The following is a 26,026-nucleotide window of genomic DNA, read 5'->3' on the forward strand; positions in this document are numbered from 1 at the left end:
ATCGGTCAATGCCCCGCACGGGGAGGGGATTCCCCTGCCCGGCCGAATTTCAGGCGGTGGGTTCGTGGCCGGCGTGCAGCAGGCAGTAGGTGACGGCCTCCTCCAGCGCCTGCCAGGACGCGGCGATGACGTTGTCCTCGACGCCGACCGTGCCCCACTCGCGCTCGCCGTCGCTGGACTCGATGAGGACGCGCGTCCGGGCGTCGGTGCCGTGGGTGCCCTCCAGGATGCGGACCTTGTAGTCGGTCAGCTCCATCCGCGCCAGCTCCGGGTAGAGCTGGCCGAGCGCGAGCCGCAGCGCGTTGTCCAGGGCGTTGACGGGGCCGTTGCCCTCGCCGGTCGCGATGATCCGCTCGCCCTTGGCGTGGATCTTCACGGTGGCCTCGGAGACCATCGAGCCGTCCGGGCGGCGCTCCACGATCGTCCGCCAGGACTCGACGTCGAAGTGGCGCGGCCGGACGCCGGTCAGCTCCTCGCGCAGCAGCAGCTCGAAGGACGCGTCGGCGGCCTCGAAGGTGTAGCCGGTGGACTCCAGCTCCTTGACCTTCGCGACGACGGCGCCGGCGCGCTCGCCGGACAGGTCGTAGCCCAGCTCGCGGCCCTTCAGCTCGACCGACGCGCGCCCGGCCATGCTGGACACCAGCATCCGCATGTCGTTGCCGACGGCGGCCGGGTCGATGTGCTGGTAGAGGTCCGGGTCCACCTTGATCGCGGACGCGTGCAGCCCGGCCTTGTGCGCGAACGCCGACAGCCCGACGTAGGGCTGCTGCGAGGCGGGCGCGACGTTGGTGACCTCGGAGACCGAGTGCGCGATCCGGGTCATCCGGGCGAGCTGCTCGTCGGAGACCAGCCGCATCCCGCGCTTGAGCTGGAGGTTCCCGACCAGCGTGAACAGGTTCGCGTTGCCGCTGCGCTCGCCGTAGCCGTTCGCGCAGCCCTGCACGTGCGTGGCGCCCGCGCGGACGGCGGCGAGGGAGTTGGCGACGGCGCATCCGGAGTCGTCGTGGCAGTGGATCCCGACGCGCGCGCCGACCGAGACCACGTCGTGGACGACGTCGGCCAGCTCGTCCGGCAGCATGCCGCCGTTGGTGTCGCAGAGCGCGACCACGTCGGCCCCGGCCTCGGTCGCCGTCCGGACGACCTCCAGCGCGTACGCGCGGTTGGCCTTGTAGCCGTCGAAGAAGTGCTCGGCGTCCAGGAAGACGCGCCGGCCCCCCGCACGCAGGTGGGAGACCGTGTCGCGGATCATCGCGAGGTTCTCCTCCAGGGTCGTGCGGAGAGCCAGCTCGACGTGCCGGTCGTGGCTCTTGGCCACGAGCGTCACGACGGGCGCCCCCGAGTCGCGCAGGGCGGCCACCTGGGGGTCGTCGGCGGCCCTCACACCGGCCCGGCGGGTCGCGCCGAACGCGGTGAGCTGCGCGTTCTTCAGTCCGAGCTCGGTCTGAGCGCGGCGGAAGAACTCGGTGTCCTTGGGGTTGGCGCCCGGCCAGCCGCCCTCGATGAAGCCCACGCCCAGGTCGTCCAGGTGGCGGGCCACGGCGAGCTTGTCGGCCACGGAGAGGTTGAGGCCCTCCTGCTGCGAGCCGTCGCGCAGCGTGGTGTCGTACACGTGGAATGCGTCGCCCTGCATGTGCGGTCAGCCCTTCGAGGGATGAGCGGGACCCGCGCCGGAAAACGAAAAGACCCCTCACGGACGTGAGAGGTCTGCGCGCCGGCGGTGTTCCGTCAGTTGCCGGCGCGCCAGCCGATAATCACGAGGCTGTGGCGCATGATGGCTTGAGCATGCCACAGCCGTCTCAAAAAGACCAACCGCCGTCTCACATGACGAGACAACGGTCGGCCAAGTCTTCCCCAAGCCGGAGCCGCGGGGCCCGCCGCGCGGGATCGGCTCGCCGCGCGGTCAGGGCCGTCCGGGGTCAGGCGATCTTGTGGACCCAGCCGTACGGGTCGGGGCGGTGGCCGTACTGGATGCCGATCAGCTCCTCGCGCAGCCGCATGGAGACCGGGCCGGGCTCGCCGTCGCCGATCTTCCACTCGCGGTCGGCGCCCTTGACCGCGCCGACCGGGCTGATGACCGCGGCGGTGCCGCAGCCGAACACCTCGGTCAGCTCGCCGGACTCGCAGCCGTGCTGCCACTCGTCGATGTTGATCTTGCCCTCCTCGACCTGGATGCCGAGGTCGGGCGCGAGCTTCAGCATCGAGTCGCGGGTGATGCCCGGGAGCAGGGTGCCGGTGAGCGCCGGGGTGAGGATGCGCGGCTGCGGGCCGCCGCCGTAGACGAACATCAGGTTCATCGAGCCGACCTCCTCGACCCAGCGGTGCTCCACGGCGTCCAGCCAGACGACCTGGTCGCAGCCGTGCGCGACGGCCTGGGCCTGCCCGGCGAAGGACGCGGCGTAGTTGCCGCCGGTCTTGGCCGCGCCGGTGCCGCCGGGCGCGGCGCGGGTGTAGTCCTGCGACAGCCAGACGGTGACCGGCTTGATGCCGCGCGCGTAGTAGTTGCCCGACGGGGACGCGATGACCATGAACAGGTACTCGTCCGCCGGCTGGTTGACGCCGAGCAGCCGGGTCGTGGCGAACATGAACGGGCGCAGGTAGAGGCTGTGCCCCTCGGTCGTCGGGACCCAGTCGCGGTCGGTGGAGACCAGCAGCTCCAGCGCCTCCACGAACAGCTGCTCGGGGATCTCCGGCATGGCCATCCGCCGGGCGGAGTTGTTCATGCGGGCGGCGTTGGCGTACGGCCGGAAGGTCACGATCGAGCCGTCCGCCTGCCGGTAGGCCTTGAGGCCCTCGAACAGCTCCTGCGCGTAGTGCAGGACCTGGGCGGCCGGGTCCAGGCTGATCGGGCCGTAGGGCTGGAGCCGGGCGTCGTGCCAGCCCTTGTCCTTGCGGTACCGGATGGTGATCATGTGATCGGTGAAGTGCTGGCCCCATCCGGGATCGGCCAGGATGCCCGCGCGCTGCTCCGCCGTGGCGGGGTTCTCGTTGCGGGTGATCTCGAAGTCCAGGGTCGTGCTCATCGTCGGTGTCCTCTCCCGGATCGCCAGGCGGCTCCGTTGCCGTCCGACCTTCCCTAGTCCCTATTGTCGTACTTCGTCCAGACCAGGCACTCCACCCACGGCGGGCACGACGAAAAACCGGGCGCGCCGCGGTCGGCGCGCCCGGTTGTTACCGGCAGGTAGGCGCGCCTACCCGGCTACTCGCTTGGCGATGGCGTCGCCGATCTGCGCGGTGGAGCGGGTGCCCGTCCCAGCGCGCTCGACGAGGTCCTCGGCGACGGCGGACTCGACGCGGCGCGCGGCCGCGGTCTCGCCGAGGTGATCAAGCAGCATCACGACCGACAGGATAGTCGCAGTCGGGTCCGCCTTGCCCTGCCCGGCGATGTCCGGCGCGCTGCCGTGCACCGGCTCGAACATGGACGGGGCGGTGCCGTCGGGGTTGACGTTGCCGGAAGCGGCCAGCCCGATGCCGCCCGCGACGGCCGCGCCGATGTCGGTGATGATGTCGCCGAACAGGTTGTCGGTGACGATCACGTCGAACCGCTGCGGCTGGTTCACGAAGAACATCGTGGCCGCGTCCACGTGGCAGTAGTCGGTCTCGACCTGCGGGAACTCCTCGCCGACGCGCCTCATGACGCGCTGGTAGAGATCACCCGCGTAGGCCAGGACGTTGTCCTTGTGGACGAGGGTCAGCTTCTTGCGCGGGCGGGCCGCGGCCTGCTCGAACGCGTACCGGACGACCCGCTCGACGCCGAAGGCGGTGTTCACGCTCTCCTGCGTGGCGATCTCGTGCGGGGTGCCCTTGCGGATCACGCCGCCGGTGCCCGCGTACAGGCTCTCGGTGCCCTCCCGGACGACCAGCATGTCGATGTCGTCCGGCCCGACGCCCGCGAGCGGGGACGTCGCGCCGGGCAGCAGCTTGACCGGTCGCAGGTTCGCGTAGTGGTCGAACTCGAACCGGGTGCGCAGCAGCAGGCCCCGCTCCAGCAGCCCGGACGGCACGGACGGGTCGCCGATCGCGCCGAGCAGGATGACGTCCTGGTCGCGCAGCTCCGCCAGGACCGAGTCCGGGAGGACCTCGCCGGTGCGGTGGTACCGCGCGGCGCCGAGGTCGTAGTCGGTCTGCTCGAAGACCAGGTCGTGGGCGGGGGCGACGGCGTCGAGGACCTTCAGCCCCTCGGCGACGACCTCCGGGCCGATCCCGTCACCGGGGATGGCCGCGAGTCGGATGCTGCGGGAAGCCATGACGGGACTCTACCGCAACGTCTCACTTGATGAGCAATGGTCTCAGGAGTTGAGACGATCGGTCGCGGTCCCGGGCGCCCGCCACCCTCCGGACGGCCCACCGGGCTTGACGTGGAAGGCCCTGAAAAGGGACGCTTCGGCTGACAAGTGAACAACGAGGCGACGGTGCGCAGGAACCCGGTGCGAGTCCGGGACGGTCCCGCCACTGTGACCAGGAAGTCTCCCCTCGCGCGCGACCACGGCCGGACCACCGGCTGGAAGGTCGGGGGGAGGCGGCGATCTGGGAGTCAGGACACTGACCCGTCGTCCTCCCGCAACCGGGGCGAGTGAACCCCGTGAGGAGACCCTGATGGCACAGTCCGCCGTTCCCGGGCAGCAGGCCGGCCACCGGCCCGCGCCGCTGAGCATCCCCGTCCGCGACATCGTCCCGTGGGCGGTGCTCGCCGCCGTCCTCGGCCTGGTGCTGATCTACTTCGTCGGCGCCGAGCAGGGCGCGACGTCCCTGCTCTCCGGGACGTGGGTGCACGAGTTCACCCACGACGGCCGGCACCTGCTCGGCTTCCCCTGCCACTGATGGCGGCGGACGTGTCCGCCGCCCCGCGCCCGATGACCATGCGTTCCCTGCTCGTCCGGGGGATGCTCGTCGGCATGGCCGGGGCGGCGCTCGCGCTGGTCGTCGCGTGGATCTACGGGGAGCCGCAGGTCGGCAACGCGATCGCGTTCGAGGAGGCGCACTCCGAGCACGCGGGGCACGAGCCCGAGGTGGTGTCCCGGGCGGTCCAGAAGTCGGCCGGGCTGATCACCGCCGTCGGGTTCTACGGCGTCGCGATCGGCGGGCTCTTCGCGATCGCGTTCGCCTTCGCCTACGGACGCCTCGGATCCCTCCACGGGCGGGCGACGGCCGCCCTCGTCGGGCTGCTCGGCTTCGTCGCGGTCGAGGGCGTCCCGTTCCTGAAGTACCCGGCCACTCCCCCGGCGGTCGGCAACCCGTCGACCATCGGCAGCCGGACGGCCCTGTACTTCGGCATGATCGCGATCGGCCTCGCCACCGTCGTCGCCGCGGTGATCGTCTGCCGCCGGCTGGCGCCGCGCCTTGGCACATGGAACGCGGTCACCCTGTCAGCGATCGGGTTCGTGCTGGTCAACGCGGTGCTCTTCCAGATCACCCCGAAGCCGGACGCGATCCCCGAGCACTTCCCGGCCGAGACCCTCTGGGACTTCCGCATCGCCTCGCTGGGCATGCAGGCCGTCCTGTGGGCGACGCTGGGACTGCTGTTCGGCTGGCTGACCGAACGTTCCCTGCGCAAGTAGCGGGAAGGGGCCGACGGCGCGCGTCGGCCCCTTCTCCGTTCAGAGGTAGCGGGCCAGCTCCCACGGGTCGTGGGAGGAGAACACCTCCACCTCGTCCCCGTGGTCGCGGACGAGTTCCCGCAGCCGCGCCTGCGTGCCCAGCCGCAGGTCCTCATGGACCTGCGAGTTGGTCTGCACCATGTCCAGCAGCGGATGCGGCTCCTTCACGTCCTGCATCTCGCGGTGGTAGTAGTACGCGTCGCCGCAGTGCAGCAGCCACCGGTCGTCACCCTTGACCGCGACACCCGCGTGCCCGTCGGTGTGCCCACCGAGCGGAACGAGCCTGATCTCGGGCGGCAACCCGTCCAGCGGGATCGAGTGGAAGCCGAACCAGCTCTCCTCGGACGTTCCGTCATACGTCACCCACTTGGGCCCGTGCGCCCAGTGCGCCGGCCGGTAGCGGAAGGACGCCCCAGCAGCCAACGCGGCGTCCCGCTCAGCCGCCAGCAGGTGGACGGCCGCATCCGGGAAATCAGGAAGCCCGCCGCAATGATCGACGTCCAGGTGCGTCAGGACGATGTGCCGCACATCGGACGCGTCGTACCCGAGCCCCTCGACCTGCCGGATCGCCGTCTCCGCCTCGTCCAGGACGGGTGCGGTCATCGCTACCCAGTCCGCGCCGAGCGTGCCGTCCGGGTCGCGGATGTCGCCGAGCCCGATCCCGGTCTCGACCAGCACCAGCCCGTCCCCGGTCTCGACGACCAGGCAGTGATTCACGGCAGGCTTGGCGGCCGGGCCCTCGTAGGTCGCTTCGAGCGTGGTCATCGAACCGCAGTTCACGTGATGGATCTTCATGCGGGCTATGCTGCGACTTGAAGCGCGGTTCAAGTCAAGGAGCGTTCGCATGGACCTGCTCGACATCGCCGACGTCGCCCAACGCGCCGGACTCGCCCCGTCCGCCCTGCGCTTCTACGAGAAGAAGGGCCTGATCGAACCCGCCGGCCGCAACGGCCTCCGCCGCTCGTACGACCCGGCGGTATTGGAGCGCCTCGGCCTCATCACCTGCGCCCGCAGCGCCGGCTTCACCATCGCCGAAATCGCGGGCTTCCTAGCGGCCCGCCCCGGCGACACCGCCATCCGCGACCGCATCATCGAGAAGACCGCCGAGCTGAACAACCAGATAGCCCAGCTAACCCGCCTACGCGACAGCCTCCACCACGCGTCCACCTGCACCCACGACCCAGTAGTGGACTGCCCCGACTTCAAACGCGCCATCGGCCAAGTCCCCACAAACCCAACCCACCACTGCACACACTGACAATGCGCGACGCGATCTCCTGAGGCGTGTCCAGACGGCTCACGAGTTCATCGACCGCATGCGGGACGTCCCCCAGCCCCAGCCCGGACGAGTCGACGAGCCGCCCGGCCCGCACCACGACGCTCTCGCCCAGATGCGGAACGACCGGATTGGTGATGAGCAGGGAGGACGTGGTCTCCTGAGGCGGCGGCCCCAGCAGCGCCTTCACACGTAACCCGCGCCGGACGAGAAGCTCTTCGAGCTCCCGGAGAACGTCGGTCACCGGTCCTCCTCCCGCGCGTACGCGCGGAGCTGGTCCCGCAGCCCCTCGGGCGTATCGGCCTCCGCCGCGGACGCCCCATGCTGCACGACCTCGCCAGGCCCCGGCCCCCGCAGCGCCCACCACCTCCCGGTATCCCGAGCACAAATAATCGACCACCCCGGAAACTCCCGGCCCAGCTCGTGCTCCTGCGCTTCCTGCTGCTTCGCCGTGAGGCGCACCCTCTGCGTCATGACACTCAGGTTGGCGGCGGGGACGCTCCGTAATGTTCCAAGTTGGTGCACGACGGGCTTGCCGGGAGCGGGTGGTGGGTGTTAGACGGGCATGCGCTGTTGGAGGCGTCTGAGCGGTTCGGGTAGCGCGCGACGGACGTCCACGAGGTGCGCGACGACGGAGCGCGCGGTGGGGTGGAACGTGACCATCTGCGGGGCGATGCGGTCGGCGCTCGCCAGGCGTTCCAGTGCCTTCGCGTGGTCTCCTGCCTCCACGTGGACGCGGGACATGTCGATCTCGTGGTGCGCGCGGCGTTCGGGCGGCAGCGCGGTGAGGGTGCGCTCGCCGATCTCGTGGTCGCGGCGGGCGGCCTCTGCGGTGTCGCCCAGCTCGGACGCCACGGCCGCGCCGTGGATGGCGACGTTCGCGGGGGTGAATTCCAGCCCGTGGACGACGGGGCCCGTCCTACCTGCACGGACACGCTCCACGGCTTGGCCGAAGTAGTCCCAGCCCCGGCCCGCCTCACCGGCGCGGGCGGCGACGATGGCCGAGCGCAGGTCGAGCGCGCCGGCCACCTCGGCGGCGTCCGGACGTCCCGGATCGAGGTTCGCAGCGGCCCGGTCGAGCAGGATCAGCGCGGGACGGTGCTGGTTGAGGCCGAGCAGCACCAGCGCGCGGGCCAGCGTGATCAGCGCCGGGACGTTCGGGTCGCCCGAGCGCCGCGCGGTGTCCGAGGCGCGCTCCAGCAGGGCGAGCGCGTCGCCGCTGTACCCGAGCCTGCGCGCGAGGCTGACGCCCAGCCTCAGCGCCTTGCTCAGCAGCCCCCAGACCTCCGGGTCGCCGTTCTCGTGGGCCCAGTAGGCAAGTTCCTCCAACACGGCGGGCAAGCGCGCGCCGAGCTTGGAGAGCTGGGCGTTGTGCATGAGCTTCTGGCCCGTCGCCACCTCGGCGGCCAGCACGTCCACACTGCGCGGCGGGCCTGCGAGCGCCGGGCCGACGTCCACGTCCGCCAGGATGCGGCGCAGCTCGGGGATGAACGCATGGACACGGTCATCGTGCCCCGGCAGCCGATAGGGCTGGCCGTACAGGTCAGCCGGATCAACACTCAGCGCCGCCGCCGCAGCCGCCACGAACGCCGGCGTCGCCACCTTCTGCCCGGCCTCCACCTGCGCAATGTGGCCACGTGAATACTTCGCCCGCTCGGCCAATCCGTGCTGAGTGAGACCACGGCGCTTGCGGGCGCGTGCGATACGCGTGCCCACCGTCTCCCTCGTGCCGTCCGCCACCATGGAGCCTGCACCTCCCGAGCCGTCGCCCTTTCAGGCTACGGGGCGGGGGGCTTCATCTGCGGGTGAGGAGGGCGCAGTCGCCGCACATTTCGCCGCCGGGTGGGACCTTGTAGTACAGGCAGCAGCTTCTTCGGATGAAGCCTCGCGGGCCGAAGTCTCCTGCGGTGTCGAGGGGCGGGCGTTTGAGCAGGGCTTGGACGAAGGGGGTCAGGGTGGGCGCCAGGTCTGGGGCTAGGCGGGTTGCATAGAGGGTTCCGGCTAGCGCGGATGCTGCGTTTCCCCAGATCAGGCCGTCTGCGAGTTTGACCACCTTGAGGAGCATTTCGCGTAGGGGGTTGAGGTGGCCGTTGACGACCGTCTCGAACGCTTTGTCTGGGGATGCGGGCCAGCCGGTTGGGTCTGCCAGCCATAGGGCTATGGGGGCGCCTGGGGCCCAGCGCCAATGCAAAGTCTCCAGGTTGGGGACTACGCCTTGGGCGGCGCATGCGACTACCGGCGACCATAGGCGGGACGCGATGCCTTGGAACAGGATGCTTGCGGCTACGCGGCGGTCGTCTGTGCCTAGGCGTTGGGCGTACTGGTCGATCAGGGTGTTCAGGTGGTGTGGGTCGGTTTCAGGGAGGGGGCGCCAGGTCGGGTCTACCTCTTCGTTCGGGTCGGTGGTGATGCCGAAGTAGGGGCCCAGTTGCGCGGCGCGTTCTAGGGCCTGCGTGGGGTTGGTCATCAGCCGACCGCCGGTTCGGCTACGACTCGGTTGAAAACGATGTCGAGAGCTGTTGCTACGCCGATCGCTAGTGCGCCCAGGACCGTTGCTTCTGCTCCTAGGGCGGACGGTTCGACTGGGGGTGGGTCCAGTGGGGTCATGTCTGCCAGGCGTTCGCGGACGGCGTCCAGGAGCACGTCTTGGCCGTGACGAACAAGGCCACCGCCTATGACTACCAGGCGCGGGTCCAAGACGGCGATGACGCTGGCCAGGGCGCGGCATACGTTGCCTGCTTCGTACTGGACGGCTTCGATTGCCAGGGGGTCGCCTGCGCGGGCTGCGTCGTAGACGTCCGCTGTGGTGAGGTGCTCGTCCATGCCTAGGCGGCGGGCCGTTGCCACTAGGCCGGCGGCCGACAGGACGCTTTCGAGCATTCCGTGGCGGCGGGCTTCGGGGGCGCGGGTGAGCGGGTCGGTCTCTCCTAGGGGCAGGAACGCGACTTCGCCTGCGGCGCCGCGGGCGCCTCGGTAGAGCTGGCCGTCTAGGACGATCCCCATCCCGAGTCCTGTGCCGACCGAAAGGAACACGAAGTCGGGGACGTCGCGGCCGAGGCCGTGCGCCTGCTCGCCCAGCGCGGCCAGAGCGATGTCGTTCTCGATGAGGACGGGCGCGGGCAGCCGTTCGAGCAGCTCGCGCGTCACACCCGGCGCGTCCCAGCCGGGGAGGTTCGGCGCGAGGCGCAGCCGGTGGGCCTCGGTGTCGTGGACGCCGGGGGTGCCGATCACGATGTGGGTGAGGTCGGCGGGCGCGCAGCCGGCTTCGGCGGCCAGTTCGTCCACCAGGGCGACGAGTTGGGCGGTCAGCTCGCCGGGTCCGGCGGCGCGCGAGCGGACGTCGCGCCTGACCAGCACCTTTCCGTCCAGGCCGCAGAGGGCGGCGCGCACCCACTCGCGTCCGACGTCGATGCCGACGGCGCGTCCCGCGTCGGGATGGATCTCGTAGAGCATCGCGGCACGGCCCGCGCCGCCCGTGCGGTGGCCGACCGTCCGGACGAGGCCGACCCGCTCAAGGTCGGCGAGCGCGAGCGACACCGTCGGCTTCGACAGTCCCGTCTCGCGCGCCACCTCGGGACGCGACACCGGCCCCTGCTCGCGGATCCGCTCGTAGACCGCCCGCTCGTTCATCACCCTCAGCACACTGGTGGTGCTGGCCACCGGTCTGCCGCTCCCCGACGTCACCCGTCCCCCTCACGTGCGCTCCTGCGCTCCACGGATTATCGCGTCCCAGACCGGATGGTCCCATCCCCTTGCTTTGTTAGGAAGCCTCCCTTACGTTCAGCGCAACGGCGAGCCGACCAGAGGCGGTGCGGGCCATGCGGACCACGAACAGACTGCGGACCACGACTGCGGCGATGGCCCTCCTGATGGCGGTCGCAGGCTGCGGGAGCGGAAGCAAGAGCGGCTCGCACGGAGCGGCGACGATCGCGCTGCTTCTGCCCGAGTCCAAGACGACCCGGTACGAGTCGTTCGACAGGCCGCTGTTCGAGCAGCGGGTGAAGCAGCTGTGCGCCGACTGCAAGGTCGTCTACTTCAACGCCGACCAGGACCCGGGCAAGCAGCAGAACCAGGTCGAGTCCGCGCTCACCCAGGGCGCGAAGGTGCTCGCGCTCGACGCCGTGGACGCCAAGGCCGTCGCGCCGCAGGTCAACGAGGCCGGACGGCGGCACGTCCCGGTCATCGCCTACGACCGGCTCATCACCGGCGTGAAGTACGACTACTACGTCTCGTTCGACAACGTCCGCGTCGGGGAGATGCAGGGCCAGGCCCTCCTGGACGCCCTCACCTCCCGGCACACCCTCGGCAAGGGCCGCATCGTCATGCTCAACGGCTCCCCCACCGACCCCAGCTCGGCCGATTACAAGAAGGGCGCGCACAACGTCCTGGACGGCAAGGTCCCGATCGGACGTGAGTTCGACACGCCCGACTGGAGCCCCGACAAGGCCCAGCAGGAGATGGAGCAGTCGGTGACCGCGCTCGGCCGGGACTCGATCGTCGGCGTGCTGTCGGCGAACGACGGCATGGCGGGCGGCGCGATCGCGGCGATGCGGCGCGCGGGCTACCGTCCGCTGCTCCCGATCACCGGGCAGGACGCCGAGGTCACGGCCGTCCAGCGGATCCTGACCGGCGACCAGTACATGACCGTCTACCTCAACATCAAGGCGCAGGCGTACAAGTCGGCCGAGCTGGCGGTCGCGCTGGCGCGCGGGCAGAAGCCGCCGGCGCCGGGGAACGTCGCGAACGGATCCGGCCAGATCCCGGCGTTCCTGCTCGCCCCGACCGCCGTCACCCGCGACAAGATCAAGGACACGATCCTCAAGGACGGCTTCTACACCCTCTCCCAGATCTGCTCCGGCGCAGCCGACGCCTGCAAGAGCGCGGGCCTGCAATGAGCGCGGCCGTCCTCGAAGCGCGCGGCATCGGGCGGACGTTCGGAGCCGTCCGCGCGCTCACCGACGTGACGCTCGAACTGCGCGCCGGGGAGGTGACCGCGCTGGTCGGCGACAACGGCGCTGGCAAGTCCACGCTGGTGAAGATCCTGTCGGGGGTCGTCGCGCCGGACGCCGGACGCATCCTGCTCGGCGGCGAGCCGGTGCGGATCGCGCGGCCGCACGACGCCCGCGCGCTCGGCATCGCGACCGTCCACCAGGACCTCGGCCTCTGCGAGAACCTCGACGTCGTCGCGAACCTGTTCCTCGGCGCGGAACCGCACCGCTGGTCGCTGCTCCGCTCGCTCCGGATGGAACGCACCGCCCGCGACCTGCTCGCATCTCTGGACGTCCGCATCCCCGATCTGCGGACGCCCGTAGCGAGCCTGTCCGGCGGGCAGCGGCAGTCGGTCGCGATCGCCCGCGCGCTGCTCGGCGAACCCCGGGTCGTCCTGCTGGACGAGCCGACCGCCGCGCTCGGCGTCGAGCAGACCGCACAGGTGCTCGCGCTGATCAGGCGGCTGCGGGACCGCGGGCTGGCCGTCCTGGTCATCTCGCACAACCTCGCGGACGTCCGGGCCGTGAGCGACCGCATCGCCGTGCTGCGCCTCGGCAGGGACGCGGGCGTCTTCCGGACCTCCGACACCGCGACCGAGACCGTCGTCGCCGCGATCACCGGAGCGGGGGCCGCCGCATGATCTCCGCCTTCCTCGACCGTCCCGTCCCCGGCGGCGGGCGGCGCGTCCGGCTCCCGAGGCCGTCCGGGGGCGAGCCGGGAGCGCTGCCCGTCGTCGCCGGGCTCGCGCTGATCGCCGCCGTCTTCGGCTCGTTGAACGGGCACTTCCTGTCCGCCGAGAACCTGACCAACCTCGCGCTCCAGATGGCGGCGACCGGGACGATCGCGCTCGGCATCGTCCTGGTGCTGCTGCTCGGCGAGATCGATCTGTCGGTCGGCTCGGTGAGCGGGCTGTGCGCGGTGGTGATGACGATCCTGAACGTCCACCGGCACTTCCCGTCGGGTGTGGCGGTGCTGCTCGCGCTGGGGGTCGCGGCGCTGATCGGGCTCGCGCACGGGCTGATGTTCACCGTCCTGCGGATGCCGTCATTCGTCGTCACGCTCGCCGGGCTGATCGGCTGGCAGGGCCTCATGCTCTACCTGCTCGGACGCGAGGGAACGATCAACCTCCCGTTCGACGGGCCGGTGGCCAAGCTCAGCGACACGTGGCTGCCCGCCTGGCTGAGCTGGACGATCGTGGTCGTGGCGGGCACCGGGTACCTCGCGGCGGCGCTGCTCGTGCGGCGTGCCCGTATCCGTTCCGACCTGCCGGTGTCCGGGCCCGTCCCGCTCGCGCTGCGGACGGGCGGGCTGGTCGTGCTGCTCGGCGCGGCCGTCGCGGTGATGTCCGGAGACCGGGGTGTCCCGCTCACGCTGGTGATCTTCGGCGGGCTGGTCGTCGTGCTGGACCTCGTCCTGCGGCTGACCGTCCCCGGACGCTGGGTGTACGCCGTCGGCGGCAACGCCGAGGCGGCGCGACGCGCGGGGATCGCGGTCCTACGCGTCCGGCTCCTGGTGTTCGCCGGGGCCTCGGTGCTGGCCGGCGCGGGCGGCATCCTCGCGGCGAGCCGCCTGTCGGCGGTCAACCAGAGCTCCGGCGGCAGCGACATCCTGCTGAACGCGATCGCCGCCGCCGTCATCGGCGGGACGAGCCTGTTCGGCGGCCGGGGACGCGCCTACGCGGCGCTGCTCGGCATCCTGGTCATCCAGTCCGTCGCCAACGGGATGCTGCTGCTCAACGTGGACTCCTCAGTCCGCTTCATGGTGACGGCCGGGGTGCTCGCCCTCGCCGTGGCCATCGACTCGGCCGCGCGCGGCGGACGCCGGTGAGCGCGGGGTTCGTGCTGGGCGTCGACTTCGGCGGCACGAAGATCGCCATGGCGACGGCCCGGCCGGACGGCGAGGTGCTGCGCCGGGCCCGCCTGGCGACGCGGGCCGAGGACGGCGCGAAGACCGTCCTCGGCAGGGCCCTGGACGCCGCACGCCACCTGGCCGCCGAGACCGCCGCTGACTGCGATGCGTCCGAGGGCGGACGGCTTGTCGCGGCCGGGGTCGCCACGTTCGGCGTCGTCCGGGACGACCGCGTGCTGCTGGCGCCGAACGTGCCCGGCTGGGAGGATCTGCCGCTCCCCCGGCTGCTCCGCGAGGGCCTCGGCGCGCCGGTCGTCCGGCTGGACAACGACGTCAACGCCGCCACGGCCGCCGAACTGCGCTGGGGCGGGCTCGCCGGAACCGACACCGGCCTGTACGTGAACCTCGGCACCGGGCTCGGCGCGGGTGTGGTGGCGGGCGGCCGGGTGCTGCGTGGCGCGAACGGCGCGGCGGGCGAGATCGGCTACCTGCTGCGCTCCCCCGGTGAGCCCGGCCACGCGGCGGGGCGCGCTCCGCTGGAGGAGCAGGTCTCGGGCGGCGGGCTGGCGCGGCGCGCGTCCGAGCTGGCAGGACGGGAGATCACCGCGCGCGAGCTGTTCGGGCCGTCCGTCCCGGCGGGGCTGCGCGGGCTGCGGGACCGCGCCCTGGACGACCTGGGCATGGCGATCGCCAACCTCGCGATCTCGATCGACCCGGAACGGATCGTCCTCGGCGGCGGCATGGCCGCGGAGCCCGAGCTGGTGGCGCGCCTGGACCGGCTGCTCGCACGCACGGTGCCGTTCCCGCCGGTGCTCAAGCCCGCCCATTTCGGCACGGACGCGGCCCTCCGGGGAGCCCTCGCCCTTGCGCTCGACGCCCTGCCTTGAGACACCGTGCCCTGACGGGAAGAGGCCCTCGCCTCGCGCTCGACGCCTCGCCTTGAACGTCAGGGTGCGGCGTGTTGCCGTCCCGCGCCTGCTAGGAGCGGCAACACGCCGCAGGTCCGGTGCCGGCGGGCGTCGCGCGGACGGCCGCCGGACGACGGCCCCGGGTCAGAGGCCGCGGCGGTCCAGAGCCGTCTGGAGAGCGCGCTTGGCCTCTTCGGCGTCGTCGTCGGAGAGCGTGGCGGTGAAGGTCTGGGACTGCATGGGAGAACTCCGAGGTCGCTGTTCGTCGAGGCGCGGGGACGGATCCGGGGATCGTGGTTCGCACGGTCCGGGTCGGTCGGAACCCGCTCGCGGCAGCGGAGGATGGTCCACGGAACGCCGCTAAGGCTCACTCGCGACGTTACCTCGCGATCGCCGCGTTGTCTTGACCGGTGGCGATTCATCCCACATGTTGAGACGACATATGGGGTGAACTGGGCAAACAGAAACGGGCGGGCGACCGAAGTCACCCGCCCGTCCGAAATCCGAACCCCGGCGGAACCCTGGCCCCTGGCGGAACCCTGGGCCCCGGCGGAGCCCTGGCCCCAGGCGGAACCCTGGGCCCCGGCAGAACCCCGAGGTCAGGCCTCCAGGTCCACGCGGCGGCCCATGTCGGCGCCGACGGCCTCGCCGATCGCGTCGACCAGCTGCGGCGGGATCGTCTCGTCCACGGTCAGCGCGATCAGCGCGCGGCCGCCCTTGGTGTCGCGGCCGACCTGCATGCCCGCGATGTTGACGTCCGCGTCGCCGAGCAGGCGGCCGACGACGCCGACGATGCCCGGACGGTCGCTGTAGGAGAAGAACGCCATGTGCGCCGTCGGCAGCAGCTCCATGTCGTAGCCGTTGATCTCGATGATCCGCTCGTGGTGCTTCGGCCCGGTCATGGTGCCGGACACCGACACCACCGCGCCGTCGGCCATCGTGCCGCGCACCTGGACCACGTTGCGCCAGTCGGGGCTGTCCTCGGACGTGGTGAGCGACACCTCCACGCCGCGGTCGCGGGCCAGCAGCGGCGCGTTCACGAACGTGACCGACTCCTCGACCACGTCGGCGAACACGCCCTTGAGCGCGGCCAGCTCCAGCACCTTCACGTCGTGGCCGGTGATCTCGCCGCGGACGACCACGTCCAGCCGCACCGGGACGCCGCCCGCGAGCGCGGTGAAGATGCGGCCGAGCTTCTCGGCGAGCGGCAGGCCGGGCTTGACATCCTCGGCGACCGCGCCGCCCTGGACGTTCACCGCGTCCGGCACGAACTCGCCGGACAGCGCCAGCTTCACCGAGCGGGCGACCTGCGTGCCGGCCTTCTCCTGCGCCTCGTGCGTGCTCGCCCCGAGGTGCGGGGTGGCCACGACGTTGTCGTGCACGAACAGCGGGCTGTCGGTGCAGGGCTCGGTGGAGAACACGTCCAGGCCCGCGCCCGCGACCCGGCCCTCCTTGAGCGCCAGGTCGAGCGCCGCCTCGTCCACGATGCCGCCGCGGGCCGCGTTCACGATCCGCACCGACGGCTTGACCATGCGCAGCTCGCGGTCGCCGACCAGGCCGAGCGTCTCGGGCGTCTTCGGCAGGTGGACGGTGATGAAGTCGGCCTCGGCGAGCAGCTCGTCCAGGGTGACCAGCCTGACGCCGAGCTGCGCGGCGCGGGCGGCCTGCACGTACGGGTCGAAGGCGATCACGTTCATGTCGAAGGCGGCGAGGCGCTGCGCGACCAGCACGCCGATCCGGCCGAGGCCGAGCACACCGACGGTCTTGCCCTGGAGCTCGACGCCGGTGTACTTGGACCGCTTCCACTCGCCGTTCTTCAGCGCCGCGTGCCCCTGCGGGACGTTGCGGGCGGTGGCGAGGAGCAGCGCGATCGCGTGCTCGGCGGCGGTGACGATGTTGGAGGTCGGGGCGTTCACGACCATGACACCGGCCTTGGTCGCCGCCTCGACGTCGACGTTGTCGAGGCCGACGCCGGCGCGGGCGACCACGCGGAGCTTCTTGGCGTGCTCGAACACCTCGGCGTTGACCTTGGTGGCGGAGCGGACGATCAGCGCGTCCACGTCCTGGACGGCCGGGAGGAGGGCGGCGCGGTCGGCGCCGTCCACGTGGCGGACCTCGAAGTCGTTACCGAGGACCGCGAGGCCGGCCGGGGAGAGTTCTTCTGCGACAAGGACGACAGGCTTGCTCAAGGAACAGTCCTTCGAATGGTGGATTGCCCGCACGATCAGTGCGGATGTGTCGCGAGCTCACCCCGTCGTGCCCTCGCCTGCCCCCCGAGTCTATAGGGACGCCCAAGCCCGGGCGGCGGCCACCGCGACACTCATCGGTAACCGCACGGGCACGCCGCCGGCCCGCCCGCGGGAGCGGGCGGACCGGCGGCGCCGGGGGGAGGAGGAGGGTTCAGATGGTCTTGCCGCGGATGATCAGTGGCCGGGCGCGGTGGACGGGCGGCCCGCCGTGTACAGCCAGGTCTTGATGATGTCGTCGATGTTCTTGCCCGACACCCGCTCGACGTGCCGGACGAACTGGGCGACGCTCGCGTCCCCGCCGCCCTTGGCCGCCTGCCAGGTCCGCAGCGCCTTGAAGAACGCCGCGTCGCCCACCCGGAGCCGGATGGCGTGCACGGCGACCGCGCCGCGGTCGTAGACCTGGCCCGCGAACGGGTCCTGCGCGCCGGGGTCGCCGGGCAGCAGGTTCCACCAGGCGTCGCCCGCCGGGTGCGCGTTGTAGACCTGGTCCGACAGCGCCTGCGCGGTGGCCTGGCCGGTGTGCTCGCTCCACAGCCACTCGGCGTAGGTGGCGAAGCCCTCGTTCAGCCAGATGTCCTTCCAGTCGTGGACGGACACGTTGTCACCGAACCACTGGTGCGCGTTCTCGTGCACGATGACGCTGTAGTTCGGCTTGCCCTTGGCGAAGAACTTGGGGCTGTAGAACGGCCGCGTCTGGGTCTCGATGGCGAACCCGGCCTTGGTGTTCGGGACCGTCCCGCCGGTGGCCTGGAACGGGTAGCGGCCGAACAGGCTGCTCTCCCACTTCAGGATCTCGGGAGTGCGCTTCAGGCTGGTCAGCGCGTTCGCCTTGACGTCGGCGGCCAGGTCCGAGCCGATCGCGTACTCGTAGGGCAGCCCGCCCGGGGTCCGGCCCTTGACGATGTCGAACTTCCCGACCGCGAGGGTCGCCAGGTAGGTGGCCTGCGGACGGTCCTCGCGCCAGCCGTAGGTCGTCCAGCCGCCCTTGCTGCGGGTGCCGGTCGCGATGCCGTTGCTGATCGCCTGGTGGCCGTCCGGGACGGTCACCGCGACGTCGAAGGTGGCCTTGTCGCGCGGGTGGTCGTTGCTCGGGTACCACCACCAGGCGCTCTCCGGCTCGTTCGCCGCGACGCCGCCGGTCGTCGTCCGCTGCCAGCTGGTGAAGCCGTAGATCTTCACCGCGGACGGGACGCCGCCGTAGGTGACGACCGTGGTGAAGTGCTGTCCCTTGCGCAGCGTCCTCGGCGGCGTGATCACCAGCTCGTGCGGCGCCTGGCTGGAGAACTTCGCCGCCCTGCCGTTCACCGTGACCTTGGTGACGGTGAGCCCGAAGTCCAGGTTGAACCTGGTCAGACCCTGCGTCGCCCGGGCCCGGACGGTCGCGACGCCGTCCAAGCGGTCCGTGTCGGGCTGGTACTTGAGCTTGAGCCCGTAGTGGGAGACGTCGTAGCCTCCGTTGCCATAGTCCGGGTAGTAGCTGTCACCGATACCCGGCGCTCCCGGTCCGGCCGGCGGCGGGGCCGCCTGCACGGCGGCCTGCCCTCCGAGCAGGACGCCGACGGCACCGGCCGCCGCGATAGCGGCGCGCGCGCTGCTGCGCATTCGCACTCCTTTGTGGGAAGGGGGAATTGATCGCTTAACCTACTGGAAAAGTAGGAAATACCTGGGTAACGACACTCGTGATCTTGGTCACGCTTGCGCAAACAAGGAACTCACGCGCCCGCGCGTCCGCATCGGGGCAAGACGCCAGAAGCTCGGACGGCCGCGGACCGGGCGGTGGTCAGGCGGCTTCGGGTTGGGCGGCGAGGATGGACGCCACGCTGTCCGCGTCCCGGACGGCGACGTGCGGGACGTCCACGAAGACGCGCATCGGCCCGGCCGGGAGGCCCAGCTCGTCGGCGACCTCCAGCTGCACCTCGCGCAGCGGGATGTACGACAGGTACGCCCGGTGCACGTTCTGCGAGCGGAACATCGCGGTCATGACCAGCCGGTACGCGCGCAGCCTGAAGGCCAGCGCCACCAGGCACGGAACAGTGTCGGCCGGGTCGCCCGGGTCGTTCAGCGAGACCCACGCGCTGGTCGTCCAGGGCCGGGCGCGCAGCAGGTCGGCAGCCCAGTGCAGCTGGTCGACGCCGTGCAGGTCGCGGAGCCGGGCGCCGAGGCCGCCCGCCAGGTCGTCCCGGCCGCGGGGCGCGCTCGCCCAGCGCGCGAGCCGGTTCCGGTCCCCGTACCGGGACAGGACCGGGTCCTGCCAGCTCAGCGAGGCGATCTCGAAGAGCACGGGCGGGCCCTCGATGATCGGCCCGAGATCCTCCATGCCGGCCTCGCCCGCCGACCAGACGTGCCGCAGCAGCGCGATCCACGCGTCGCCGCACGTCTCCCAGTGCTGGAGGTCGTTCCCCGCCGCCGGGATCACCTCACACCTCCGCCGGCGCCGGTTCCGGACGGACCGCAAGGAATTGCAGAGAATTACCTTCTCGTCCGCCGCTCCGTCGGCAGATGTTCACCATCCGCGCGTAATGGCCGCCCCCCTGGGGCCGGTACGCGATCGTGCCGTCCATCACTCTCGCCCCACTGCCGCTCGGGGCGCGGCCACAATCGCAGTTCGCGCGGGTGCGCAGAATCGCCGCGGCCGTAGCGGCTTGACTTCAGTATCCGACAGGGAGCTCCAAAAGGGTAGATTCTCCTCGCCCTTCGGTACCGGAAATCTTTACGCGCCGTGCTGACTCGCCGGTTTTGGACGGTCCGTCCAACGCAGCGCCCGCGACCCCGCCGCGACGCCTGGGGTCATCGGTGCAGGACGACGTACCCGTCCCGGGCGAAGACCGTCCGGTAGCCGGACCGTTCGAGCAGCGCCACCCGGTCCCGCTGCTCCCCCACCGACTCGAACGGGAACTGCACGTAGCGCACGTCGCCGACGACCCAGTCGGCCCAGCGCGGCGTCCGGTCCCAGAGCAGCACGCGGGCCCGTCCGGACAGCGCCGGTCCCGCATGGTTGACCGCCTCGACCTCGACACCGGACGGCACCCGCGACACGGCCGCGGCCGCCGCTCGTGCGCGCGCGTCCCGGACGTAGAGCGAACCGTCGGCGAGAGTGCGGAACGCGAAGAACGGCACGAGCACGAGCGTCCCCGCCAGCATCCCCGCCATCAACCGCACCCCGAGCCGCTCCCGCTCCGAACGCGCCCGCTCCCCGAGCCGCTCCCGCGAACGAGCCCGCTCCCCCGCGCGTTCCTGGACGCGGGTCGCGCCGTCCACCGCCGCCAGGACGAGGGTCGCGACCAGGAAGGCGTTGTAGTGGTAGTGCGGCGCCCACCAGTTGTCGAACTTGCTGGACAGCATCCGCTCCAGCAGCGGCGGGACGACCACCAGCGTCAGCGGTGACACCAGAGGCAGCGCGAGCAGCGGCAGGACCAGCAGCGTCATCGTGCCGAGCTTCACCGGAGGCGTGCCGAGCGCCTTCACCGCGTCCCACGGATGGGTCAGCAGGTGCAGCGCGGCGGCCTTCATGTCCGGGCCGAACGCGCCATAAGCGAAGTAGTAGTTCCCGTTCCCGCCGAACGCCGGAACCAGCACGCGCGAGGCGACCGGCGTCGTCACGAGCCCGAGGACGACCAGCGCCATGCCCAGCGGCCGATCCCCCCGCAACGCCCAGGCGCGGTCGGTCCGGGTGCGCGGGCGCAGGGCGAGGAGGTAGAGGCCGAAGCCGGTGATGAGGAGCCCGGCGTCCTCCTTGACCAGCAGCAGGAGGACGGCCGCGACCGCCGCCTGCCACCGCCGGCCCGCGTCGAACCGCTCGATCGCGACGGCTGTGAGCAGCGGCGCGAACGCGACCTCGTGGAAGTCGAACCGGAGCGCCTCGGCGATCGGCCACGACAGCGCGTACGCGAGCGACGCGCAGAGCGCCGCGGTGCTGCCGAGCCGACGTGCCGTGAACGCCCAGATCGGCACGATCGCCAGCGCGAACAGGACGGACTGCGCGACCAGCAGCGTCGCGGGCCCGTCGTGCAGCCGGTAGAACGGCGCGATCAGCGCCAGGATCGGCGAGAAGTGGTCGCCGAGGATCGAGAAGTGCGGCCCGAACCCGTTGTGCACGCCCTTGACCGGCGCGATCGGCCCGTTGAGGCGGCTGTACGAGCGCACCGCCTGGTCGAAGATGACCAGGTCGTACGTGCTCGTCCGGAACGAGCGGAGGCGCAGTAGCGCGTACGCCGCGTAGAGGCACGCGGCCGCGACGGCAAGCAGAAGGGGGGCCGCACGGCCACCCGGCCGGACGCGCCCCCACGTTCCCGTCGCGTCACCCGCCGTCACCGGAGCAGCCACCAGCGGGACGGTACCAGCCGTCCTCACACCCCGCCTCCCGGTCCCCGCGATCGCCCGACCCGCCGCCCGATCCGGCCACGGCGCCGCGCACGGCGATCACACCTCGGCGGCGATCACACCTCGGCGCCGGACGGCGACCACGGCTCAACGCGGGCGGTGATCGCGCCTCACCGCCGGACAGCGACCACGCCTCACCGCCGGACAGCGACCACGCCTCACCGCCGGACAGCGACCACGCCTCACCGCCGGACAGCGACCACGCCTCGCCGCCGGACAGCGATCGCGGCTCGGCGCGGGCGGTGATCGCGGCTCGGCGCGGGAGTGCGACGACACGCTGTGACGATTCGGCTCCGCGGCGTCGCCTCGACCCTTAACGTAACCGTGGAACCCGCCCGACCTGGAGAGCCCCGTGACCTCGGACTGCACGATCAGTGTCCTGCACGACGTCCTGCGCGTGTACGACCACCGCTTCCTGGACCTGGACCGGGCCCACCGGGACCGCCTGGTGGACGGCACCCGGCGGTTCCTCGGCGAGGCGGGGCTGAGCGACGACGTCCGCGCGTGCCTGCCCGCGTCGTACCGGCTGCGCGCGTTCTGCATCCAGCACGGCCTGCGGGACGAGCTGGAGCGGCTGATCCGCGACGAGGTGGCGGGCAGCCCGGCGGGCGCGGTCGTGGTCGGCGGCCGGGTCTACGCCATGTACCCGTACCTGCGCGGCGTCCCCCGGCAGGACGCCGACATCACCGCCGAGGTCGGCGTCGAGCACCGGCTGGACGCGGCCGGGTGGAAAGACGGCCGGGTCCGCATCGCGGGCTACGCGATCGTCGAGCGCGTCGAGACGCACCGCACCGCCGTGGACATCGTGATGCGCGAGCGGCGCACGGGAGCCGAGCACCGGATCGCCGCGGAGTCCGGGGACGACGGGTTCGAGGCGTCCGTCGACCCGGCCGTCCTCGGCGTCGGGCGCTGGGACGCGCACGTCGCCGCGACCGCGCTCGGCATCGGGCGGGAGGCGCGGTTCGGCAGCGTCCGCGATCCGGGGTTCAAGCTGGACGAGGCGATCCGGGCCGTCCCGGAGCACGGTGCGGAGGCCTGGCTGTACCTGACCCGGGGCGGGCACCTGGCGCTGCTGGTCAGGACGGCGCCGAAGCCGCAGCCGCTGCGCGCCAAGATCCGCCGCCGCCTCGGCCGCTGAGAAGGGCGAAGGGCGGACGCCGGAGCGCCCGCCCTTCACAACGAAACCGGCGTCAGTCGTTCAGCCAGCTCATCATCGGGCGCAGCTTGGCGCCGGTCTCCTCGATGGGGTGCTCGGCGGTCCGCTTGCGGTACTCGGCGAACTTCGCCTGGCCCGACTCGAACTCGTTGATCAGCTCCTTGGCGTACTCGCCGGACTGGATCTCGCCGAGGATCTTCTCCATGGCCTTCTTGGTCTCCGGCGTGATCACGCGCGGGCCGCGGGTGAGGCCGCCGTACTCGGCGTTGTCGGACACCGACCAGTACATCTTGGAGATGCCGCCCTCGTACATGAGGTCGACGATCAGCTTGAGCTCGTGCAGCACCTCGAAGTAGGCGACCTCGGGCTGGTAGCCCGCCTCGGTCAGCACCTCGAAGCCGGTCTTGACCAGCTCGGACGCGCCGCCGCAGAGCACGGCCTGCTCGCCGAACAGGTCGGTCTCGGTCTCCTCCGTGAAGGTGGTCTTGATGCCGCCCGCGCGGAGGCCGCCGATCCCCTTGGCGTAGGAGAGCGCGAGGTCCCACGCCTTGCCCGACGCGTCCTTCTCGACCGCGACGATCACCGGGACGCCGCGTCCGGCGGTGAACTGGCGGCGGACGAGGTGGCCGGGGCCCTTCGGCGCGACCATGGCGACGTCCACGCCCTCCGGCGGCTGGACGAGGCCGTACCGGATGGAGAAGCCGTGGCCGAAGAACAGCGCGTCGCCCTCGACGAGAGCGGGCTTGATGTCGTTCTCGAAGATCTCGCGGTGGTGGTGGTCCGGCGCGAGCAGCATGATCAGGTCGGCCTCCTCGGCCGCCTCGCGCGGGGTGAGCACGCGCAGGCCCTCGGCCTCGGCCTTCTCCCGGCTGGCCGAGCCCTCGCGCAGGCCGACCCGGACGTCCACGCCGGAGTCCCGCAGCGACAGCGCGTGCGCGTGCCCCTGGCTGCCGTAACCGATGACGGCGACGTGCCGGTTCTGGATGACGCCCAGGTCGGCGGCGTCGTCGTAGAACATCTCAGCCACTGCTATGTGCCTTTCGTTGTGTCGGCGCGTCCCTGTCATCGGCGCGTCGTTGTCAGTGGGAAGTCAGGCGGAGCGGTCGATGGCGCGGAGCGAGCGGTCGGTGATGGACCGCGCGCCGCGCCCGACGGCCACCATGCCGGACTGGACGAGCTCCTTGATGCCGAACGGCTCCAGGACGCGGATGAAGGCGTCCAGCTTGTCGCGGTTGCCGGTGACCTCGATGGTGACCGCGTCCGGCGCGACGTCCACCACCTTGGCGCGGAACAGCGACACCGTCTCCAGCACCTGCGAGCGCGTCTCGGCGTCCGCGCGGACCTTGACCAGGACCAGCTCGCGCTGCACCGACTGGGACGGGTCCAGCTCGACGATCTTGAGCACGTTGATCAGCTTGTTCAGCTGCTTGGTGACCTGCTCCAGCGGCAGGTCCTCCACGTTGACCACGATCGTCATGCGGGAGATGTCGGGGTGCTCGGTGGTGCCCACCGCGAGCGACTCGATGTTGAAGCCGCGCCGGGAGAACAGGGCGGCGACCCGCGCCAGGATGCCCGGCGTGTTCTCCACCAGCACCGAGAGGGTGTGTTGGCTCATCGGGGTCAGTCTCCGTTCTCCCAGTCGGGGGCCATGTCCCGGGCGATCTTGATGTCGTCGTTGGTGGTGCCGGCGGCGACCATCGGCCAGACCATGGCGTCCTGGTGGACGACGAAGTCGATGATGACCGGGACGTCGTTGATCTCCATGGCCTTGGCGATCACCGCGTCCACGTCCTCGGGGCGCTCGCAGCGCAGCCCGATGCAACCGTACGCCTCGGCGAGCTTCACGAAGTCGGGGATCCGGCGGGAATGCAGGTTGGTGTTGCTGTAGCGCTCGTTGTAGAAGAGCGTCTGCCACTGCCGGACCATGCCGAGGTTGCCGTTGTTGATGACCGCGACCTTGATCGGGATGCCCTCGATCGCGCAGGTCGCCAGCTCCTGGTTGGTCATCTGGAAGCAGCCGTCGCCGTCGATCGACCAGACCGCCGAGTCGGGCTTGCCGACCTTGGCGCCCATCGCCGCCGGGACGGAGTAGCCCATCGTGCCCGCGCCGCCCGAGTTGAGGAACGCGCCCGGACGCTCGTACTTGATGAACTGCGCCGCCCACATCTGGTGCTGGCCGACGCCCGCGACGTAGTACGCCTCGGGACCGGCGAGCTGCCCGATGCGCTCGATGACGAACTGCGGCGACAGCGTGCCGTCCTCCGGCAGGTCGTAGCCGAGCGGGTAGGTGTCGCGCCAGGCGTCCAGTTGCCGCCACCAGTCGGTGTAGTCGCCGCGGCGGCCCGCGTCGTGCTCGGCCTGGATCGCGACGATCAGGTCCGCGATCACCTCGCGGGCGTCGCCGACGATCGGGACGTCCGCCTGCCGGTTCTTGGAGATCTCCGCCGGGTCGATGTCGGCGTGCACGACCTTGGCGTTCGGCGCGAACCCGTCCAGCTTGCCGGTGACCCGGTCGTCGAACCGGGCGCCGAGCGCGACCAGCAGGTCCGAGCGCTGCAGCGCGCCGACCGCGCCGACACCGCCGTGCATGCCCGGCATACCCATGTGCAGCGGGTGGCTGTCGGGCAGCGCGCCCTTCGCCATCAGGGTCGTGACGACCGGCGCGCCGGTCAGCTCGGCGAGCACCTTCAGCTCGGCCGCCGCGTTCGCCTTCAGCACGCCGCCGCCGACGTACAGGACGGGACGGGACGACTCGACGATCAGCTTCGCCGCCTCGCGGACCTGCTTGGAGTGCGGCCGCGTCACCGGCCGGTACCCCGGCAGCCGCATCTGGACGGGCCACTCGAAGTCGAAGGTGGCCTGCAGCGCGTCCTTGGCGATGTCGACCAGGACCGGCCCGGGACGTCCGGTGGAGGCGATGTGGAACGCCTCGACGATCGTCCGGCCGATGTCCTCGGCCTTGGTGACGAGGAAGTTGTGCTTGGTGATCGGCATGGTGATGCCGGAGATGTCGGCTTCCTGGAAGCCGTCGGTGCCGATCAGCGAGGTGGCCACCTGGCCGGTGATCGCCACCATCGGCACCGAGTCCATGTAGGCGTCGGAGATCGGCGTCACCAGGTTCGTGGCGCCGGGGCCGCTGGTGGCCATGCACACCCCGACCTTCCCGGTCACCTGCGCGTAGCCCTGCGCGGCATGCCCCGCCCCCTGCTCGTGCCGGACCAGGATGTGCCTGATCTTGCGGGAGTCGAAGAGCGGGTCGTAGGCCGGGAGGATCGCCCCGCCCGGGATGCCGAACACGGTGTCGACGCCGACGTTCTCCAGGGCGCGGACCAGCGCCTGGGCTCCCGTCATCTGTTCGGTCGTCATGGTTCCGATTCCTTGGGGAGAGGCCCGCGTCCGGGCGGAGGCGGGTGTGCTTCGGGTCGCTCGGCCAACAAAAAACCCCCGCCCGCCCGGATGGCGGTCGAGGGAAGCGCGCAGGTGGGAGTGCTTGATCAGCCTGCGCGCCGACCAAGTACTACGAGAAGGGTGTGGATGCTCTGCACGGTCACCACTCTGGCCGACGTTCCACCCGCCGGTCAAATCCTTGGACACTTTGTCTCACTATGTGAGATGTGGGTGACCGG

The 26,026-nt window shown here is 71.3% G+C and carries 24 protein-coding genes and 1 riboswitch; of the genes, 8 read left to right on the top strand and 16 right to left on the bottom strand.

All coding sequences use genetic code 11. The features are described 5' to 3' along the window. Positions 1-49 precede the first annotated feature (49 nt). The 3 genes from cimA to FHU30_RS25505 form a co-directional block, all read right to left on the bottom strand. Positions 50-1,630 carry a citramalate synthase gene (cimA, locus tag FHU30_RS25495; protein WP_253879117.1) on the bottom strand — a complete coding sequence of 527 codons (1,581 nt, stop codon included), beginning with the start codon at positions 1,628-1,630 and terminating at the stop codon, positions 50-52. 286 nt (positions 1,631-1,916) lie between these two features. Continuing rightward, a complete protein-coding gene (locus FHU30_RS25500; protein WP_253879118.1) occupies positions 1,917-3,020 on the bottom strand; it encodes a branched-chain amino acid aminotransferase in 1,104 nt (367 codons plus the stop codon). 168 nt (positions 3,021-3,188) lie between these two features. Continuing rightward, positions 3,189-4,244: a 3-isopropylmalate dehydrogenase gene (locus tag FHU30_RS25505; protein ID WP_253879119.1), complete on the bottom strand. Its 1,056-nt coding sequence runs from the start codon at positions 4,242-4,244 to the stop codon at positions 3,189-3,191. A 170-nt stretch (positions 4,245-4,414) separates the two neighbouring features. Beyond that, positions 4,415-4,542, top strand: a riboswitch (cobalamin riboswitch). 51 nt (positions 4,543-4,593) lie between these two features. Between FHU30_RS25505 and FHU30_RS25510 the strand changes: the two genes are divergently transcribed. Both FHU30_RS25510 and FHU30_RS25515 read left to right on the top strand, forming a co-directional pair. After that, a complete protein-coding gene (locus FHU30_RS25510) occupies positions 4,594-4,818 on the top strand; it encodes a CbtB domain-containing protein (RefSeq protein ID WP_253879120.1) in 225 nt (74 codons plus the stop codon). Further along, the gene (locus tag FHU30_RS25515; RefSeq protein ID WP_253879121.1) at positions 4,818-5,555 is read left to right on the top strand and encodes a CbtA family protein; all 738 of its coding nucleotides are present in this window, start codon (positions 4,818-4,820) and stop codon (positions 5,553-5,555) included. Before FHU30_RS25510 ends, FHU30_RS25515 begins: the two co-directional genes overlap by 1 nt. A gap of 39 nt (positions 5,556-5,594) precedes the next feature. Here FHU30_RS25515 and FHU30_RS25520 read toward each other — a convergent pair whose 3' ends face one another. Further along, positions 5,595-6,389, bottom strand: coding sequence for an MBL fold metallo-hydrolase (locus tag FHU30_RS25520; protein WP_253879122.1), 795 nt, complete (start codon positions 6,387-6,389; stop codon positions 5,595-5,597). Positions 6,390-6,438: 49 nt separating this feature from the next. Here FHU30_RS25520 and FHU30_RS25525 point away from each other — a divergent pair, with 49 nt between their 5' ends. Further along, positions 6,439-6,852, top strand: coding sequence for a MerR family transcriptional regulator (locus FHU30_RS25525; protein ID WP_253879123.1), 414 nt, complete (start codon positions 6,439-6,441; stop codon positions 6,850-6,852). On the opposite strand, the gene FHU30_RS25530 is transcribed toward FHU30_RS25525, so the two are convergent. The 5 genes from FHU30_RS25530 to FHU30_RS25550 all read right to left on the bottom strand — a co-directional run bounded on the left by FHU30_RS25530 (position 6,797) and on the right by FHU30_RS25550 (position 10,500). Beyond that, positions 6,797-7,114 carry a hypothetical protein gene (locus tag FHU30_RS25530; RefSeq protein ID WP_253879124.1) on the bottom strand — a complete coding sequence of 106 codons (318 nt, stop codon included), beginning with the start codon at positions 7,112-7,114 and terminating at the stop codon, positions 6,797-6,799. The two genes, FHU30_RS25525 and FHU30_RS25530, sit on opposite strands and share 56 nt — an antisense overlap. Continuing rightward, complete coding sequence (locus tag FHU30_RS25535; protein WP_253879125.1) at positions 7,111-7,344, bottom strand: hypothetical protein; 234 nt, start codon at positions 7,342-7,344, stop codon at positions 7,111-7,113. The genes FHU30_RS25530 and FHU30_RS25535 overlap by 4 nt, the downstream gene beginning before the upstream one ends. A gap of 81 nt (positions 7,345-7,425) precedes the next feature. After that, positions 7,426-8,613: a helix-turn-helix domain-containing protein gene (locus tag FHU30_RS25540; protein ID WP_253879126.1), complete on the bottom strand. Its 1,188-nt coding sequence runs from the start codon at positions 8,611-8,613 to the stop codon at positions 7,426-7,428. 52 nt (positions 8,614-8,665) lie between these two features. After that, complete coding sequence (locus tag FHU30_RS25545; RefSeq protein ID WP_253879127.1) at positions 8,666-9,337, bottom strand: (2Fe-2S)-binding protein; 672 nt, start codon at positions 9,335-9,337, stop codon at positions 8,666-8,668. Next, positions 9,337-10,500 (bottom strand): ROK family transcriptional regulator, encoded by a 1,164-nt coding sequence (locus FHU30_RS25550; protein WP_253879128.1) that lies wholly within the window; start codon positions 10,498-10,500, stop codon positions 9,337-9,339. The genes FHU30_RS25545 and FHU30_RS25550 overlap by 1 nt, the downstream gene beginning before the upstream one ends. Before the next feature lie 188 nt (positions 10,501-10,688). On the opposite strand from FHU30_RS25550, the gene FHU30_RS25555 reads away from it, so the two are divergent. From FHU30_RS25555 to FHU30_RS25570, 4 genes are read left to right on the top strand one after another with little or no spacing between them, the layout of a single operon-like run. Next, positions 10,689-11,765, top strand: coding sequence for an ABC transporter substrate-binding protein (locus FHU30_RS25555; RefSeq protein ID WP_253879129.1), 1,077 nt, complete (start codon positions 10,689-10,691; stop codon positions 11,763-11,765). Further along, the gene (locus tag FHU30_RS25560) at positions 11,762-12,499 is read left to right on the top strand and encodes an ATP-binding cassette domain-containing protein (protein ID WP_253879130.1); all 738 of its coding nucleotides are present in this window, start codon (positions 11,762-11,764) and stop codon (positions 12,497-12,499) included. Before FHU30_RS25555 ends, FHU30_RS25560 begins: the two co-directional genes overlap by 4 nt. Then, entirely contained in the window at positions 12,496-13,686 is a 1,191-nt protein-coding gene (locus tag FHU30_RS25565) for a sugar ABC transporter permease (protein ID WP_253879131.1), read from the top strand. The genes FHU30_RS25560 and FHU30_RS25565 overlap by 4 nt, the downstream gene beginning before the upstream one ends. Then, positions 13,683-14,594, top strand: a complete 912-nt coding sequence (locus FHU30_RS25570; protein WP_253879132.1) for an ROK family protein — start codon at positions 13,683-13,685, stop codon at positions 14,592-14,594. Before FHU30_RS25565 ends, FHU30_RS25570 begins: the two co-directional genes overlap by 4 nt. Before the next feature lie 620 nt (positions 14,595-15,214). Here the strand turns inward: FHU30_RS25570 and serA are convergent. From serA to FHU30_RS25590, 4 genes are all read right to left on the bottom strand, one after another. Further along, complete coding sequence (serA, locus tag FHU30_RS25575; protein ID WP_253879133.1) at positions 15,215-16,804, bottom strand: phosphoglycerate dehydrogenase; 1,590 nt, start codon at positions 16,802-16,804, stop codon at positions 15,215-15,217. A 234-nt stretch (positions 16,805-17,038) separates the two neighbouring features. Further along, positions 17,039-18,466, bottom strand: coding sequence for a M1 family metallopeptidase (locus FHU30_RS25580; protein WP_253879134.1), 1,428 nt, complete (start codon positions 18,464-18,466; stop codon positions 17,039-17,041). Positions 18,467-18,644: 178 nt separating this feature from the next. After that, positions 18,645-19,280 carry a thymidylate synthase family protein gene (locus tag FHU30_RS25585; protein ID WP_253879135.1) on the bottom strand — a complete coding sequence of 212 codons (636 nt, stop codon included), beginning with the start codon at positions 19,278-19,280 and terminating at the stop codon, positions 18,645-18,647. Positions 19,281-19,651: 371 nt separating this feature from the next. Continuing rightward, complete coding sequence (locus FHU30_RS25590) at positions 19,652-21,187, bottom strand: DUF2079 domain-containing protein (protein WP_253879136.1); 1,536 nt, start codon at positions 21,185-21,187, stop codon at positions 19,652-19,654. A 409-nt stretch (positions 21,188-21,596) separates the two neighbouring features. Between FHU30_RS25590 and FHU30_RS25595 the strand changes: the two genes are divergently transcribed. Beyond that, a complete protein-coding gene (locus FHU30_RS25595; protein WP_253879137.1) occupies positions 21,597-22,382 on the top strand; it encodes a hypothetical protein in 786 nt (261 codons plus the stop codon). Positions 22,383-22,434: 52 nt separating this feature from the next. Here the strand turns inward: FHU30_RS25595 and ilvC are convergent, their stop codons facing one another. From ilvC to FHU30_RS25610, 3 genes are read right to left on the bottom strand one after another with little or no spacing between them, the layout of a single operon-like run. After that, positions 22,435-23,466 carry a ketol-acid reductoisomerase gene (gene ilvC / locus FHU30_RS25600; protein WP_504928370.1) on the bottom strand — a complete coding sequence of 344 codons (1,032 nt, stop codon included), beginning with the start codon at positions 23,464-23,466 and terminating at the stop codon, positions 22,435-22,437. 24 nt (positions 23,467-23,490) lie between these two features. Then, positions 23,491-24,015, bottom strand: coding sequence for an acetolactate synthase small subunit (gene ilvN, locus FHU30_RS25605; RefSeq protein ID WP_253879138.1), 525 nt, complete (start codon positions 24,013-24,015; stop codon positions 23,491-23,493). Positions 24,016-24,020: 5 nt separating this feature from the next. Then, the gene (locus tag FHU30_RS25610) at positions 24,021-25,994 is read right to left on the bottom strand and encodes an acetolactate synthase large subunit (protein WP_308211395.1); all 1,974 of its coding nucleotides are present in this window, start codon (positions 25,992-25,994) and stop codon (positions 24,021-24,023) included. Positions 25,995-26,026 lie beyond the last annotated feature (32 nt).

This window comes from Actinomadura rupiterrae, from assembly GCF_024172125.1.
Classification (GTDB): Bacteria; Actinomycetota; Actinomycetes; order Streptosporangiales; family Streptosporangiaceae; genus Spirillospora; species Spirillospora rupiterrae.